General features: G+C 55.6%; 12 protein-coding genes. 6 read left to right on the forward strand and 6 right to left on the reverse strand.

Going from position 1 to position 16,182, the window contains the following annotated elements:
* The first annotated feature begins 1 nt into the window (after position 1).
* Complete coding sequence (locus JJN09_RS00605; RefSeq protein WP_249485012.1) at positions 2-1,516, forward strand: tripartite tricarboxylate transporter permease; 1,515 nt, start codon at positions 2-4, stop codon at positions 1,514-1,516.
* Entirely contained in the window at positions 1,509-2,537 is a 1,029-nt protein-coding gene (locus JJN09_RS00610) for an AbrB family transcriptional regulator (RefSeq protein WP_249485013.1), read from the forward strand. The genes JJN09_RS00605 and JJN09_RS00610 overlap by 8 nt, the downstream gene beginning before the upstream one ends.
* 3 nt (positions 2,538-2,540) lie before the next feature.
* Here JJN09_RS00610 and ung read toward each other — a convergent pair whose 3' ends face one another.
* Entirely contained in the window at positions 2,541-3,236 is a 696-nt protein-coding gene (gene ung, locus JJN09_RS00615) for a uracil-DNA glycosylase (protein WP_085605867.1), read from the reverse strand.
* A gap of 132 nt (positions 3,237-3,368) precedes the next feature.
* On the opposite strand from ung, the gene JJN09_RS00620 reads away from it, so the two are divergent.
* A complete protein-coding gene (locus JJN09_RS00620; protein ID WP_249485014.1) occupies positions 3,369-4,481 on the forward strand; it encodes an enoyl-CoA hydratase/isomerase family protein in 1,113 nt (370 codons plus the stop codon).
* A 76-nt stretch (positions 4,482-4,557) separates the two neighbouring features.
* Here JJN09_RS00620 and JJN09_RS00625 read toward each other — a convergent pair whose 3' ends face one another.
* The 5 genes from JJN09_RS00625 to JJN09_RS00645 form a co-directional block, all read right to left on the reverse strand.
* Entirely contained in the window at positions 4,558-10,116 is a 5,559-nt protein-coding gene (locus JJN09_RS00625; protein ID WP_249485015.1) for a calcium-binding protein, read from the reverse strand.
* 2 nt (positions 10,117-10,118) lie between these two features.
* Complete coding sequence (locus tag JJN09_RS00630) at positions 10,119-10,979, reverse strand: hypothetical protein (RefSeq protein ID WP_249485016.1); 861 nt, start codon at positions 10,977-10,979, stop codon at positions 10,119-10,121.
* 46 nt (positions 10,980-11,025) lie between these two features.
* Entirely contained in the window at positions 11,026-12,225 is a 1,200-nt protein-coding gene (locus JJN09_RS00635) for a glycosyltransferase family 4 protein (protein ID WP_249485017.1), read from the reverse strand.
* Positions 12,226-12,427: 202 nt separating this feature from the next.
* On the reverse strand, positions 12,428-12,829 hold the full coding sequence (locus tag JJN09_RS00640; RefSeq protein WP_249485018.1) for a hypothetical protein: 402 nt from the start codon (positions 12,827-12,829) through the stop codon (positions 12,428-12,430).
* A 178-nt stretch (positions 12,830-13,007) separates the two neighbouring features.
* A complete protein-coding gene (locus JJN09_RS00645; RefSeq protein WP_249485019.1) occupies positions 13,008-13,271 on the reverse strand; it encodes a hypothetical protein in 264 nt (87 codons plus the stop codon).
* A gap of 207 nt (positions 13,272-13,478) precedes the next feature.
* On the opposite strand from JJN09_RS00645, the gene JJN09_RS00650 reads away from it, so the two are divergent.
* The 3 genes from JJN09_RS00650 to JJN09_RS00660 are packed head-to-tail and all read left to right on the forward strand — an operon-like array spanning position 13,479 to position 15,915.
* Complete coding sequence (locus JJN09_RS00650) at positions 13,479-14,966, forward strand: sensor domain-containing diguanylate cyclase (protein ID WP_249485020.1); 1,488 nt, start codon at positions 13,479-13,481, stop codon at positions 14,964-14,966.
* Positions 14,967-14,970: 4 nt separating this feature from the next.
* A complete protein-coding gene (locus JJN09_RS00655; protein ID WP_302852072.1) occupies positions 14,971-15,189 on the forward strand; it encodes a cysteine-rich CWC family protein in 219 nt (72 codons plus the stop codon).
* A 33-nt stretch (positions 15,190-15,222) separates the two neighbouring features.
* A complete protein-coding gene (locus tag JJN09_RS00660) occupies positions 15,223-15,915 on the forward strand; it encodes a pseudouridine synthase (RefSeq protein WP_249485022.1) in 693 nt (230 codons plus the stop codon).
* Positions 15,916-16,182: the final 267 nt, after the last annotated feature.

The raw sequence follows: 16,182 nt of genomic DNA on the forward strand, positions 1-16,182 counted from the left end.
TATGGATACGCTTGGATATTTGAGTCACGGTTTCGGGGTCGCGCTGACGCCTTACAACCTCGTCACCGCGCTGAGCGGCACCTTGATCGGCACCATCGTCGGCCTGTTGCCGGGGCTGGGGCCGATCAACGGCGTGGCGCTGCTGATCCCGATTGCCTTTGCTCTCGGTCTGCCACCGGAATCGGCGCTGATTCTGCTGGCGGCGGTGTATCTGGGTTGCGAATACGGCGGCCGGATCAGTTCGATCCTGCTGAACATCCCGGGCGAAGCCTCCACCGTAATGACCACCCTCGACGGTTACCCGATGGCTCGTCAGGGCCTGGCCGGTGTGGCGTTGTCACTGTCGGCCTGGAGCTCGTTCATCGGCGCGTTTATCGCGACCTGCGGCATGGTGATCTTTGCGCCGATTCTGGCGAAGTGGGCGATTGCGTTCGGGCCTGCCGAATACTTCGTGCTGATGGTGTTCGCGATCGTCTGTCTCGGCGGCATGGCTGGTGACCGACCGCTGAAAACCTTTATTGCGGCGCTGATCGGTCTGTTCCTGTCCACCGTCGGGATCGACGCCAACAGCGGCGTCTATCGCTTCACCGGGGACAACATTCACCTTACCGACGGCATTCAGTTTGTGGTGTTGGTGCTGGGTCTGTTCTCCATCAGTGAAATCCTTTTGCTGCTGGAAAAAACCCACCGTGGCCAGGAAGCGTTCAAAGCCACCGGACGCATGATGTTCAACTTCAAGGAAGCCGCGTCGGTGTTCGCGGTGAACCTGCGCTGCGGCGTGCTCGGTTTCATCATGGGCGTGTTGCCGGGTGCCGGCGCGACCCTGGCCAGCGCCGTGGCCTACATGACCGAGAAGAAAATCGCCGGCCCCAACAGCAAATTCGGACAGGGCGACAAGCGTGGTCTCGCCGCACCGGAAACCGCTATCGGTGCCGAAGCCTGCGGTGCGCTGGTGCCAATGCTGACCCTCGGCGTGCCGGGTTCGGGCACCACGGCGGTGATGATCGGCGCGCTGTCGCTGTACAACATCACCCCCGGCCCGCTGCTGTTCCAGCAACAACCGGACATTGTCTGGGGCCTGATCGCTTCGCTGTTCATCGCCAACATCATGCTGGTGATCCTGAACATCCCGATGATCCGTATCTTCACCCGCATCCTCGCCGTGCCGAACTGGGCGCTGGTGCCGATGATCGCGATCATCACCGCCATCGGCGTGTACGCGGTGCACGCGACCACGTTCGATCTGTTCCTGATGATCGGCATCGGTATCTTCGGTTACATCCTGCGCAAGCTCGACTTCCCGTTGTCGCCGGTGCTGCTGGGTTTCATCCTCGGCGGTCTGATGGAGCAAAACCTGCGCCGCGCGCTGTCGATCTCCAACGGTTCGCTGGACATCCTCTGGTCGAGCGGGATCACCCTCAGCGTCTGGGGGCTGATCGTGGCGATGTTGCTGGTGCCGATCATCCGCATCTGGCGTAAACGCTCCGTCGCACGGCGTGCTGTGGCCGATGTTTGATCGGTCCTTCAAAACCTGGTGGGGAACCCCGCTGGTCGGTCTGCTGGGCGGCTATGTCGCCAGCCAGATCGGCTGGCCGCTGCCGTGGATGGTCGGCTCGTTGCTGGCGATCATCCTGGTGCGCTGCCTGACCCCGTGGCAACTCACGGAAATCCCTGGCGGCCGCAAGTGCGGCCAGTGGATCGTCGGGATCGGTATCGGCCTGCACTTCACCCCACTGGTGATGGAGCAGGTGTTGAGTCACTTTGGCCTGATCTTCTTCGGTGCGCTGGTCACCAGCCTGTCAGCGGTGGTCGGCGTGTGGCTGATGCGCCGCACCGGCGAGGATCGCGCCACGGCGTTTTTCTCCAGCATGCCCGGCGGCTCCGGCGAAATGGTCAACCTCGGCGCACGCAACGGCGCGATGCTCAGCCATGTCGCGGCCGGGCAGAGTTTGCGGGTGTTGGTGGTGGTGTTGTGTGTGCCGGCGGCGTTCAAGTACCTGCTGGGCGACGGCAATCCGATTTCTCACGCCGGCAGCGTCGATTGGCGCTGGCTGGCGATTCTGTTTCCGGCGGGCGGCTTGCTCGCGTGGATCTGGCAACGCCTGCGTCAACCCAATCCATGGTTGTTCGGGCCGTTGCTGGTCAGCGCGGCGGTGAGTATCGGCTGGGATCTGCACATCGGTCTGCCCAATGGCGGCAGCCAGATTGGCCAGTGGCTGATCGGCAGCGGTCTGGGTTGTCACTTCAACCGACAGTTCTTCCGCCGAGCACCGTCGTTCATGGGGCGCACGCTGATTGGCACGGCGTTGACCATGCTGATCGCGACGCTGGCGGCGTTGGGACTGAGTGCAATGACGCATCTGGATCTGCGTTCGCTGACGTTGGGCATGATGCCTGGCGGGATCGCAGAGATGAGCCTGACGGCAGAAACCCTGCAACTGTCGGTGCCGCTGGTGACGGCGATGCAGGTGATGCGATTGTTATTCGTGTTGTTTCTGGCGGAACCGTTGTTTAAATACTGGAACCGCCAGCCCTGAGCATCAGACCACCGACGGCAGGCGCCACTCGATCGGCGCCTCGCCATTCTGTTCGAGGAATTTGTTGGTGCGGCTGAAGTGCCCGCAGCCGAGGAAGCCACGATAGGCCGACAGCGGCGACGGGTGCACCGACGTCAACACCAGATGCTTGGTGGCGTCGATCAGCTTCTGTTTACTCTGCGCATGCGCGCCCCAGAGCATGAACACCAGATGCGGTTGCTGCTGGCTGACCACTTCGATGATCCGGTCCGTAAAGAACTGCCAGCCCTTGTCCTTGTGCGCATTGGCGTTGGCGCGCTCGACGGTCATGGTGGTGTTGAGCATCAACACGCCCTGATCGGCCCAGCTCTGCAAGTAGCCGTGGTTGGGAATGTCGATGTTCAGGTCGCGTTTCAACTCTTTATAGATGTTGACCAGCGACGGCGGCGCCGGCACGCCCGGTTGCACCGAGAAGCACAAGCCGTGGGCCTGGCCCGGGCCGTGGTACGGGTCCTGGCCGAGGATGACCACTTTTACTTTGTCCAGCGGCGTCGAATTCAACGCGTTGAAAATCATTGGGCCCGGCGGATAGATTTCCTTGCCGGCCGCCCGCTCCTGCTGCAGAAAAGTGCGCAACTCTGCCATGTAAGGCTGGTCGAATTCGGCACGCAGTGCCTCCTTCCAGCTCGGTTCGAGTTTGATACGGTCGTCAGCAGTCATGGTCATACCCGGCAAAAACAATGGGGCGAACCCTAGGAAAGCCGACCACGCTTGTCAATTGATCTGACGCAGATCCGGCACTTTCCCACACAGCGATCATACTGATCGTTCAAATTCCCGATCGAGGTCACGATGAATCTGCACTTCGAAGAACTCACCGGCACCGACGGCGCGCGCATCGGCGTGGCCAGTCTGGATGCCGAAAAGTCGCTCAATGCGCTGTCCCTGCCGATGATCCACGCCCTGAGCGACAAACTGAACGCCTGGGCCAAGGATCCGCAAATCGTCTGCGTGCTGCTGCGAGGCAATGGCGCCAAGGCCTTCTGCGCCGGCGGCGAAGTGCGCAGCCTGGTGGAGGCCTGTCGCGCCCATCCCGGCGAAGTGCCGCCGCTGGCCGCACAGTTTTTCAACGCTGAATACCGTCTGGATTACAGCCTGCACACCTACCCGAAACCGTTGATCTGCTGGGGACATGGTTATGTGCTCGGCGGCGGTATGGGTCTGCTGCAAGGCGCGAGCATCCGGATCGTCACGCCGAGCAGTCGTCTGGCAATGCCGGAGATCAGCATCGGCCTGTACCCGGATGTCGGCGCCAGTTGGTTTCTGTCGCGGCTACCGGGCAAGCTCGGTTTGTTCCTTGGTCTGACCGGCGCGCACATGAACGGTCGCGATGCGATCGATCTGGATCTGGCCGACCGCTTCCTGCTCGATGAACAGCAGCAGGAACTGATCGACGGTTTGTTGCAGTTGAACTGGCAGGAACAGACCGCGATGCAGCTCAACAGCCTGCTCAAGGCGTTGCAGCAGGAAGCCGTGGCGCAAATGCCGGAAGCGCAATGGTTGCCGCGCCGTCGGCAGATCGATGAACTGTTGGATGTCAGCGACGTGACCTGCGCCTGGAAAGCCATCAGCCTGCAACGGGACAGCAGTGATCTGTTGATTGCCCGGGCGGCAAAAACCATGAGCGAAGGCTCACCACTGACCGCGCACTTGGTCTGGGAGCAGATTGTCCGCGCCCGCCACTTGTCGCTGGCCGAAGTCTTTCAGATGGAATACACCCTGAGCCTCAATTGCTGTCGGCATCCGGAATTCAGCGAAGGGGTTCGGGCGCGACTGATCGACAAGGATCACAAACCGCACTGGCACTGGCCGGACATCGCGCGGGTGCCGGACGCGGTGGTCGAGGCGCACTTTCACAAAGTCTGGGAGGGACGGCATCCGTTGGCGGATCTGTCGCAATACTAAAACCGATTATTGCCCGCGATGGCAGTCTCTTGGGCTCTGTCGAGGGAAGCTCGAGCCAATCGCGAATTGGCTGCGATCAGACATTCAACTCGTAAAACTCGATTATTTCCTTCATTGCCTGCAACGACTCCTCATCGTTTCTCGACAAGAGACCCTCTACATCCCGTAACGGAGGTAGAGGGTGCAAAAGCTCAGCGAGCTGGTTCGCCGTGTAATTTTTAACAGCTCCCTCTTCTCCTTGAACGCGGATGAAGCTGATAGCGGCATCGCCTCCTGAAAAGTGTTCGGAGACACGAATCTTTGGAGACATGCCATAACTGACTACGATGACGAGATCATCCCGTTCACGGTGGAACTTGAGTTGATCAATCGACAGCCCGACCTCAGAAAAGTCTATACCGTCAGTTCCGCCACCGGCATTGACTACCAGGTCTCGTCCGAGACCATCATATTTATACACATCATTGCCCCCACCACCGGACAAGGTGTCATTGCCCGGCCCACCGTAAATCACGTCATCGCCTGAGCCACCGCCGAGCAGGTCATCTCCTTGCATTCCCTTTATTTCACCAGCGCCGTTGAGGGTGTCATTACCGCGACCGCCCACAAGCGGCAAAAAAAGATTGTCTCGAAAAGACTTAACCTGAGCAGCGCCCTGAACGGTGATGCCGTGTTGATAAGTATCGGGGGCATTGCCTAATCGGCTAACGAGGTCTTTCAAACTGATGTTCGATCCGTCGGAAAACCTCACCCTTTCTATTCCGGAACCACTGAGATCATTCGGATTTGGCAAAACAATTCGTACTGTTTGAGATCCGCCCCATGTGATATTGAGTGTGGTGTATAGCATCTGGGCTCGAGGCGGTTGGCGATAAGCACCCTGTGTTGGAACGGGTAACAGTTCAATATTTACCACCTCAACCAACACAGCGCCCCAGGTTAACTGCAGCTTATCTGGGTTCGCCTCTTCTGGAAGAACGACTGTATCCATATCAAGCGCCCCTAACTCTTCATGCCACCCAGAGTCTCCAACCTCGGGACGCAAAAAAACGGGGTCAAGAACGTCGGCAATAATGGTGGTTGCGCCATCATGCGCTTCTACGATGTAAGTGTCGGGACCGTTTTCGCCGTAAAGCCGATCTTCTCCCGGCCCACTGATCAAATAATCGGCCCCCGCGGAGCCGAGCAGTGTGTCGTTGCCTGCGCCAGCCGATAAAAATGCGCCAGGGATCCTGTCGTTCCCCCCGCCGTACTCAAGCACTGAACCAGCATAGGTAACCACCAAGTCATCTCCTGCACCGCCATGAAAGAGATTTCCCACTTCGAGATTTACCCTGCCGCCAGCGTCATTACCATGAACAACTTTATGCTTGATCGTTTGGGTAGTAAAACTCCAGCGAAACGCTTTACGAACAGTTTCATGATTTTCGAAACTGCCAGCGGGATACACATACCACCCCTGAATAGCGCCCATTTGGTCTATATCTTCGACTACAGCATCGCCCAAATTGAACGAAAACCCTGAATAACTGGAGCCAGACGGATAATACTTTGGCTTTTGTTCCGGTAATTGCGCTGCTTCAGTTTTTACAAACTTGAACGTGGTTTTCGTTGCAAAGATTGACTGCCTTTCACTCACCACGGCGTCAGCGGCAATCGCCCCCATCCACTCAGGTGTTTTGGAAAAGACTCCGACTTCAACATCCTCATGGATCAGTTCGGCGCTAATGGCGTAGCCACTTTCGTCGGTAGCAATATGACTTCGAACCCAAACACCCTGCTCGTTCAGTGCAAATCCTGATGCCTGCCTGTCCGCTGAGCGCTTTGCTTTCAGTTCCGAAAGAAAAAGGATATGCCACGCGGTGTGATGACCCGCGTCACTGTCTTCCCTCTCAGTAGAAGCGGCTAAGTCATCGGGCAGTGTCTGGACGACTGCTTCGCTCTCACTCTCAATGTCCTGCTTTTTTTCGGGATCGGGTACCGCAGCAATAGTCGCGGACGGATCCGTTACATCTGCCGGTTGCACCGTTAATTTGATTACATCCTGAAAGTTCAGGATCACGCCATCGTTAAATCTGAACGTCGAACCTGCCCACTTTTCATGGTGACGAATCAGAAGTGCGTCACCAAAACCATTCGAGAGCCGCAACGCCGTGCCCGCCTCAAGATTGACGATCTTGGCCTGCAGGTTCTCCGCAGAAAATCCATCGCCAAAACTTACGACATTGTTGCCACCTGTATCGGTAACAACATCCAGTCCATCGCCCACTCCGAAATAGAAAACATCGTTACCCTGCATCCCTTCCAGATAATCGTTGCCGGCGCCACCATCGAACACATTATCGCCACGGCCGCCGCGTAAATAATCGACTCCCTCCCCGCCAACCAAAGTGTCGTTTCCACCACCGCCCAGTAAAGTGTCGTTGCCTGAACCACCGTCAAGATAATCGGCGCCGTGTTCCTCTTCGGAGGTTTGCTCGTAGTCCCCCATCAAGATGTCGTCATCGGCACCTCCGAAAAGCGTATCGGCACCCAAACCTCCCCATAGCGTGTCGTTTCCTGCATCGCCTCGAATCTGGTCATTGTTGGTTCCGCCCGCTTGCAATTCATGTGCATCGCCATCCAGAGCATCAGCGCCTGCCCCGCCTATCAGAGTGTCGGAGCCACCAAAACCTCGGAGTGTGTCGTCACCCGTACCGCCATCAAGAAAATCATCACCGTGATAATGAATCGGGTGGTCGGGGTAATCACCTGCCAAATCATCGTTACCGGAGCCACCGAAAAGTGAATCCCCAGCACCGCCGCCCCAAAGGGTGTCGTTGCCCGCGCCGCCATCCAGAAAATCACTTCCAAAAAAATGGGCGGCATCACCCGAAATACCTCGCAACACATCGTCATCACCGTTCAGAACATCATTGCCGGAGCCTCCGTACAACACGTCGCTACCACCGTTGCCGGCTAAAGCGTCATCGCCACTGCCACCCTCCAACAAATCGTTGCCATGGTGGCGGCTGTGGAGACCACCGCCCCAATCCAGGTTATCTCCGAACAATGTGTCATTGCCGGTCCCGCCGGACAGCGTGTCATTACCTCCTTCACCGGCCAACATGTCGTCTTCACTTCCGCCGTCAAGCAGATCATCTCCCCCGCCTCCATTGATAAAGTCCCGGCCACCCTGGCCATAGAGAACATCATTGCCTCCCTCCAAGGTTTTGTTCAGAGAAGCGTTATCGAAAACCGTACGCATGCTCGTGATTCCACCGGGGATTAGAACGTTAACTCTCTTGTATTCCCAGTTTTGCTCGAGCATTCCGGTCGCCTCATCTCCGGATAAATTGTCGTCGCCTGCTCCCCCAATCAACGTGTCTCGACCGTTTCCACCGAGCAGCACGTCTCGCGAGGCAGTGCCGACAAGCAGATCATCACCCGGCCCTCCATCCAGCCAATCTCCACGGCTGTTCTTCCCCTTTGCAGTATCAGCAAGGGCTTTTTCTAGCGTCGACTGTTTGTAGCCGAATAAGCGGTCGTTCCCCTCTTTGCCGAACAATCGATCAGACCCGCCAAGACCAACGATGAGGTCATCCTTCGGTGACCCGTAAAGCAAATCGGCTTTGTTCCTCTGCTTGACGTTGGGCATAAGCAGGGCGTTGCCCAACTGATCATAGGAAGGTTGATCCCCACGAACATTCGGGTCGTTATCTTTAACTTTCCAGTCGCCTTGAAGGACCAGATCTGGAGCGGGGAACGTCTGGTCCTGGTAATCAGGAAGATCAATGCCAAGCATCCCCGGCTTGAAGTTCTTTACGACGATGAGATCACTCAGTCCGTATTTGATGTTCAGCGTGTTTTCAGCCTGATCTTCAATGAGGGTCAAGCTGATGGCTCGATCTTCCGTAAGCCAGATATTGCTGAGGGGAGCACTGCGTTCGAGAGGTGGAATCGGAAGTCCATTTATCAGCAACGCGCCCTCAACGTCCGCCTCAAAGATCTCGTCTATCCCATCTCCGCTGGAAAACTCATACCGATCCTTCCCCGACCCACCGGCCAGAAAGTCATCGCCTCTGCCACCCACCAAAACATCATTACCCGCCATCCCGTACAACGCGTCGTTCCCTTCGTCTCCTGTTATAGAGTCGTTACCGCTACCCGCCTGGATAACGTCATTACCGGACAGCCCACTGATTGAATCGTTGCCGCCACCGCCGTAAAGATGATCGGTATTTGCCCCGCCACCAAATGATCGTCCGCCGTCATCACCAAACATGACCAGGGGGTTCGCGACGCCTGTGGTCATCGGGGCCTGTTTGCCCGACGCCAAATCCGAATAGGAAAAGGTCTGGACAGTGTTTCGACCGAACGATCCATTGGTTCGGGAAATCAGCCGGGCCAGCATTTCAGAGCGATCAGCAAGCCATTGCTCAGTGATGAAGCCCTCCCCCGTTTCGGGATCGTAAAGCTCCAATCCGTGTCCGGAAAAACCATCGGATCGTTCAATCACGACCTCACTTAACTGCTGGAGAGAATTGCGTAACGCGACGCCGATGGGCGTTGCCTGGGCGGCCAACTTGGCCCAGTCGCTGGCGCTGCCGTACTCGCCAATGGTTCTGGTAACGATACTTTGCGATTGAGCCGGAGAAAGTGCGGAGAAAAATGTGTAGGCGTTGGAGACGAAGGTTTCATCGGTGGTAGGTGTGGCGGCCGAATTTCCATCGTATGTCCGCCTGAGCATGTCAAAGAAGTCATTCAGGTTATATCGCAATATCAGTCTGACAATAGGTGAAATTGGCGTACCTCTCACCACGTGCTGAATAAGCGGATTGATACTGCCACTGGCGAGAGCGATATTTATTTGTTCGGGTAGGACTGAGAACAGGCTTTCGACCATATTCAACCCGAAGTTTTTGATCACCGCCTGCAAGGCCATGCCGTATGAATCCACGGCAAACAGAATATTCTTTAGGTCATCTAGCCTGTTGAATCTGGCAAGACCATGATTCCCTTTTATATGGGAATCCGGGTCACCGGCGGAGATCAATCGCCAGGTTTCATAGGGTCTTTCTCCACCCAGCAGGCTAAAGCCGATTGTTCCAGACCATCCCGCATTACGACTGGTAGCCGTATCAATGTCACCAACATCTTCACGAAATAATACTTTACCAATAGCGCTCGCATCGATTTCTGCAATTTGGCTTATGGAGGGCACAGTCCATGGAGCCAAATCATGCTCAACGGAGCCTTTTATCAACGTATTCATGAGATTGACAGCCACCTGATTAGATGACTGTTGCATCTTCGAATCGCTGATTTTTTTATTTAACCTTAACTCCCCCTGCCGCAGGGTATAAGCTCGGATCAATGCAGAATAAGCGCCCACTCCGCCATTTGCATCAATTGCTACATCGAGCCAGAGTTTGGCATCTTTAAAAATGCCCATTACGCTCTCATCGAACGCAGAACCGCCTAAAAACTTCCCACCCAAAATATTCGACAATGTACGATAAAGTACAGCACAGTTTCGCCCCTCCACTGCCATCGCAAAATACTCTTCCTCCTCGACATTGAATTTCATTCCCTCACAAATATTTGCAGCCTGCAAAATTTCCGACTTTTCCAAATCACTGAATATATAGCTCATATTCACTTCCCTGTAATAATTGAATGTGAAAGATAGTCGCTGACAGCCTTAAGCGCTTCTGGAGCACCCCGCAAGCCCTCGGTACCCAAATGTATACGAGCATCCCCACCTGCAAAGTCGAAATGGTGCAACTCGACCGTACAATACGTACGTAAACTCCCAAACTCCAAATTCTCCAACTGCTCCTTATTCATTTTCAAAAGATATGCTTTACTCAAACCACTGGCAGAAGCTTTAGATTCGGGCGAATTTAAACCAATACAATTTATCTTCCGTGGTGTTCCATCACGCCGGCGCCAGTCCTGCATAACAAAAATTCGAACAGAGAATTCATTTTTGATACTGGGTGGAGGCGCGGTAAGCCAAAGTTCCAGGCCTGGATAATTTTTCAGCTTAACAATCAGTTCATCCGGCCAATTCACATGCCGCCCGCCCATGTTGTGCGGTGCCGTGGTATCCCTTCTTGTGAAAAGCCTGGCGGTAACGTGGTAATGCGTCCAGCTGCTGGGTGGTTCTACCCCAAGAGTTTCATACACAGGAAACAGTTCTTTTCCCGTCCACCAGAATGACCCATCAAGAAGATCGGCAATACAGGAACCGTCGCTCCTTACTGTCGACCCAAAATGGAACCCGGGAATCCTTGTCCGGTCCAGCAGACTGCCGCCAAGGATAGGGACCTGCTCCATACCCGCCAGTTTCCTGCTGCACTCCCCCTGTTTTTTCTGATAAATCGCCCGCTTTTCTGCTGCCTCTTCCCACCGGATATAGAAATCAACCATCCAATAACAGATCGCTAGCAACACACCATATTTAACCGCCCGTCTGCACTGACGAAAAACTTCCCTGCGAGACATCTTCAGCATTTCAAATCTCCATTTTAAAATGACCAATCACATCACTCGAGACAACTCACCTCATCAACTCCTTGAACACTTCGAAGTAGCCGCTTACTCCTTTAACCACATCGAATTCGCTTGCCTTCAACCTCGCCGCGTCCTTCATAGACTCAAAGCCACCGAAAGACGTTAAAACCCTACACACTGCCGTGGCGATTTTTTCAGCATCAAAAAAGTCCACAAGTATTCCGTTGACTTCACTCTCGATAACTTCCCGTACGGGAGCGGTATCTGAGCCGACGACAACACAGCCAGACGCCATTGCCTCCAATAGAGACCACGACAGTACAAACGGATATGTCAAATACACGTGAGCCTTTGAAAGAACAAGAACCGATCTATAGGTTTGATAAGGCAACCTCCCTACAAAGTGAACGCTAGAAATATCAACATCCACTTCCGCGAGCATCTTGCTCCGCCAGTTCGGGTATCCAACGGGCATCCGTCCATAACTGACATCATCCCCGCCCACTACAATGATCTGCGCACTCGGGCACTTTTCCTGAATACAGGGAATGGCTCTCATAAAACTATGAAACCCACGATACGGTTCAAGATTTCTGGCGACATAAGTCACGACAGGCTGACCTGCTTTTATCACGCACCCGTTTGGCAACGTTACAGACTCGACCTTTTCCAACTCGACAACTTGGACAACACCTTCGTGAATGACACGAATCTTAGATTGGTACGCTTGTGGAAAAAGACTGCGCTGCCATTGTGTAGGCGCAATCCCGACATCACATTGTTCAATACTCAGAAGATGCAGCGAGTTCAAAACTCTAAGTCTTGAAGACGCGTCCATCGCACAGGGAAATTCAGGATCGAAACCAGAGTCTGCCCCATGCGCTCGGTAATAGTACTCACAGAAATGAACTAGAGGCACATCGGGGTACACATCCTTGACGAATAGCGTTTCGCCCCACCCTGGATGTGCGAGTATTACATCAGGCTGAAAACCTGCCCGATTAAGCCCCAACAATATTCTTTTAACTTTCTGCCCATCGGAAACAGCTTCTTCATACTTATGTAAATAGCAATGAACGCCGTTAAATTTCTTTCTTGACGGCCTATATCGATACAACCTTACACCGGCAACACCTGGTGCTGTATCACGTCCAACTGCAATGACTCCCAGACGCCTGCGCAATGCTTCCAACGCCACATGACGAAATTGACCGGGAAAATTCTGATGAATGATAAGAAGATTCATATCTGAGCAATATCCCGCGCTTATACACCTCACTGAAATTGAAGTTTTTCAACATCAATATGTGCATACAAACGCTAACAAATGTTCAGAAATAAAACTGTAGGAGGGTTCCGAGAACCTCCTAGGAGATGGTTCGATACACGTTATTGCCGAAAAACAGGCAAAAAAAGCGGCGCTCAATGCGCCGCTTTTTTGCGGGTAGTTACCAGCGGTTGCCGCGCCAGTGATCGCCGCGTCCGCTATGGCGGTCATAGTCGCCACGACCGCGGTGGTCGTCCCAACCACCGCGACGGTGGCCATCCCAGCGTCCGCGATCATCGCCATGCCAGCGGCGGCTCTCGTAGTAACGCGGGGCCGGTTGATAGTAACGAGGCGCCGAATAGTAGCGTGGAGCCGGATGGTAATAGCGTGGCGCTGGCTGGTAGTAACGCGGGGCCGAATAGTAGGTGCTGCCGCCGCTGTAATAAGTGCCACCGCTGTTGTAGTACGAAGGAGACTGAGAGCTGTAGACCTCTGACCTGTAATAGCTGTCTCCGTAGGAATAAGGGACGCAACCGCCAATCGAAAAAAGCATCACGGCAAGCAGAAGAATTCGGCGATACATGGCGGCCTCCTGGACCGCGGGTAGCCACACCAGCGACGCTGGCAGGCGTCAGTCTTTTATTCGGCGACTGACGAAATGTCTGACAGCGTTTTCTGAATCTGGTGCGTTTCAGTAACAACTTGAAACAAGTGATTCATGAAATCTTGTTCATCCGCAAACGCCGCCATTCAGCCGCTGATTAGTGGTGACCGCCATGGTATCCACCGCCGTGATAACCCCGTCCGTAACCGCCGCGATAGCCATAGCCACCATAGTAATAGCGGCCGCCACCGTAGTAGCGCGGGCCGTAATAACCACCGTAGTAATAGGGCGAGTAGTAGCCGGGATAGTAGTAAGGCGGGGAGTAAACGTCGTAGCCGCCACCGTAGTAGTAACAACCGGACAGCCCAAGACCGAGCACTGCTCCCAGCAGCACCCGACGCAGCAATTTTGAAATACGCATGACGGCCTCCTGAAAGACCTGCGACAGCAGTCGGCACAGACCGGCTGACAAGAGTTTTGACTGGTAAACCGTTACCGAGTGCCAACTTCCAGCGCCCGTCGGATCAGCGGCGCAACAGGCTGCTCATTTCAGGCAAATATGCCGCAACCTTTTCCCCGTCACTGCCACTAGAATGCTGCCATCGGGCCACCGTCGACGGAATTGCCAATGCCGCTCAGATCTGCGTTTTACTCTCAACGTTCGCTGGTATTGACTCTGGTCGCCCTCCTCGGCGCAGGTTTTCTCGCCACTTCGCTGCTCAGCTACTACGCCTCGCGGGCATCGATCCGCGACAACATCGTCAACACCGAACTGCCGCTGACGTCCGACACGGTGTATTCGGAAATCCAGAAAGACCTCGTCAGACCGATCCTGATTTCCTCGATGATGTCCCGTGACACCTTCATGCGCGACTGGGTGGTGAACGGCGAGAAAGACAGTGATCAGATGACCCGTTATCTCGACGAGGTCATGACCCATTACGGCGCCTATACCGCGTTCTTCGTTTCCAACAGCACCCACACCTACTACCACGCCAAGGGTGTGCTCAAGCAGGTGAAAATCGACGAGCCGCGCGACGCCTGGTACTTCCGCGTGCGCGACATGAAGGATCCGTACGAGATCAACGTCGACCCGGACCTGGCCAACAAAGACAACATGACCTTCTTCATCAACTACAAGGTCTTCGATTACAACGACCGCTTCATCGGCGCCGCCGGCGTCGGGCTAACGGTGGACGCGGTGATCAAGCTGATCGACAAGTATCAGCAGCGTTACCAACGCAGCGTGTACTTTGTCGACACCTTCGGCCGACTGGTCTTGACCGGCGCCGAGGGCGGGCCGGAAGGTGCGCGGGTCGGGAAAAGCCTGACGGACCTCGACAGCATGAAAAGTCTGGTCACCCAGTTGCCTAAACCCCACAGCGGCAGCTATGAATATTCCGCCCACGGCCAGGGACATTTCCTCAACGTGCGGTTTATTCCGGAGCTGAACTGGTACCTGTTTGTCGACAAACGTGAGGACGGTGCGCTGAGCGAAATCCGCCAGTCGCTGTACCTCAACCTGCTGATCTGCCTATTGGTGACGTTGATCGTGCTGGCGCTGGTCAACCGGTTGATCCGACGCTATCAGGAAAAAATCCAGGCCCAGGCCACCCTCGACAGCCTCACCGAACTGCCCAACCGGCGCGGATTCGACCTGCTCGCCGCGCAGGCCTTGCAGGAAGCCCATCGCGAACCGAAACCGCTGACTGCGCTGCTGCTGGACCTCGATCACTTCAAGGTATTGAACGACACCTACGGGCACATGGCCGGCGATCAGGTTTTGATCGGTTTTGCCCGGGACCTGCAAAGCTGCCTGCGCCATTCCGACATCGTCTGCCGTTGGGGCGGTGAGGAATTCATCGTTCTGCTGAAGGACACCGACGGTGAGACCGGTCAGAAAATTGCCGAGAAGATCCGCCAGCACGTCGAACAGCATGAATATGCCTACAACGGTCACACCCTGAATCTGACGGTCAGCATCGGCGCCACCACACTGCAACGTGATGACACCTTGCACAGCCTGCTGTCCCGGGCCGATCATGCGATGTACCGGGCCAAACAAACCGGCCGCAACCGCACCTGCGTGGAAATGCATCAATCGACCTATGCCTGAAACTCTGAACAAACCTGACCTCTGCCCGGCCTGCGGTGCCCGCAACGACTGCACCCTGGCCGACCCGCGCACCGCCGACCGTGCCTGCTGGTGCTACGGCGTGAGCATCGACCCGGCGGTACTCGAAGCCCTGCCGCCGGAACTGCGCGACCAATCCTGCCTGTGCCCGCGTTGCGCCCAGGTCGAGGCGCAACTGCAAGCGGCCACGCCGTCGATCCCGTAAGATGCGCGCCCCGCTACCTGCCGATTCCTGATCATGCGCGTCGACCGTTTCCTCAGTAACCTGCCCCGCTACAACCGCAAGCAGGTTCGCCTGTTGCTGGTGGAAAAGCGCGTGCGCGTTGACGGAAAAGTCGTCAGCGATCCCCACTGCGAAGTCCTGGAATTCAGTCGTGTCGAAGTCGACGACGAAGTGCTGCAAAGCGGCAAACCGGCGCGCTATTTCATGCTCTACAAACCTCAGGGCTGTGTCAGCGCCACCCGCGATCCCGAGCATCCGACCGTGCTCGATCTGATCCATGAGCCGGACAAGGACGACCTGCACATCGCCGGGCGCCTGGACTTCAACACCACCGGCCTGATGCTGATCACCAACGATGGCACTTGGTCCCGGCGCCTGACCCAGCCGCAAACCAAACTGCCGAAGGTCTATTACGTCGAGACCGAACAGGACATCGGCCCGGAATATGCGATCAAGTTTGCAGAGGGGATCTACTTCGCCTTCGAGGACCTGACCACCCAACCGGCGCAGTTGGAAGTGCTTGGCCCACGAACGGCGCGGCTGAGTATCGTCGAGGGTCGTTACCATCAGGTGAAGCGCATGTTCGGCCACTTCAACAACAAAGTGCTGCGCCTGCACCGTGAATCCATGGGCCCGCTGCCGCTGGATCACGCGCTAAAACCGGGCGAGTACCGCGCCTTGCGCACCGAAGAGATTCATTTGTTCTAAGCAGCCGACCGCTCAGCAGAAGTTGTCGAACAATTTACCAACGGCACTTGCGCGATCCGGATCCCCCTGCTTGAATCAGGACGTCGGCCAAATTGTGACCGATGAGTCACACATAACTTCTAAGAAACCTTTTGCCGGTAGAGAGCCCTCAGGGCTCCGCCTCAGCCGGCAAATTGCCCGCCAATAACAATACCCGTCGACCTGCCGTAACGGATCGACATGGGCTCCAAAATTCCAGGCGTATGCCTACCTGTCACAAAGCTCGTG

The sequence above is a fragment of the Pseudomonas sp. HS6 genome (genome assembly GCF_023375815.1).
In the GTDB taxonomy this organism is placed as follows: domain Bacteria; phylum Pseudomonadota; class Gammaproteobacteria; order Pseudomonadales; family Pseudomonadaceae; genus Aquipseudomonas.

Coding starts and splice junctions, on each gene's coding strand:
- JJN09_RS00605 (WP_249485012.1), top strand. CDS start 2: ATGGATACGCTTGGATATTTGAGTCACGGTTTCGGGGTCGCGCTGACG.
- JJN09_RS00610 (WP_249485013.1), top strand. CDS start 1,509: ATGTTTGATCGGTCCTTCAAAACCTGGTGGGGAACCCCGCTGGTCGGT.
- ung (WP_085605867.1), bottom strand. CDS start 3,236: ATGACTGCTGACGACCGTATCAAACTCGAACCGAGCTGGAAGGAGGCA.
- JJN09_RS00620 (WP_249485014.1), top strand. CDS start 3,369: ATGAATCTGCACTTCGAAGAACTCACCGGCACCGACGGCGCGCGCATC.
- JJN09_RS00625 (WP_249485015.1), bottom strand. CDS start 10,116: ATGAGCTATATATTCAGTGATTTGGAAAAGTCGGAAATTTTGCAGGCT.
- JJN09_RS00630 (WP_249485016.1), bottom strand. CDS start 10,979: ATGCTGAAGATGTCTCGCAGGGAAGTTTTTCGTCAGTGCAGACGGGCG.
- JJN09_RS00635 (WP_249485017.1), bottom strand. CDS start 12,225: ATGAATCTTCTTATCATTCATCAGAATTTTCCCGGTCAATTTCGTCAT.
- JJN09_RS00640 (WP_249485018.1), bottom strand. CDS start 12,829: ATGTATCGCCGAATTCTTCTGCTTGCCGTGATGCTTTTTTCGATTGGC.
- JJN09_RS00645 (WP_249485019.1), bottom strand. CDS start 13,271: ATGCGTATTTCAAAATTGCTGCGTCGGGTGCTGCTGGGAGCAGTGCTC.
- JJN09_RS00650 (WP_249485020.1), top strand. CDS start 13,479: ATGCCGCTCAGATCTGCGTTTTACTCTCAACGTTCGCTGGTATTGACT.
- JJN09_RS00660 (WP_249485022.1), top strand. CDS start 15,223: ATGCGCGTCGACCGTTTCCTCAGTAACCTGCCCCGCTACAACCGCAAG.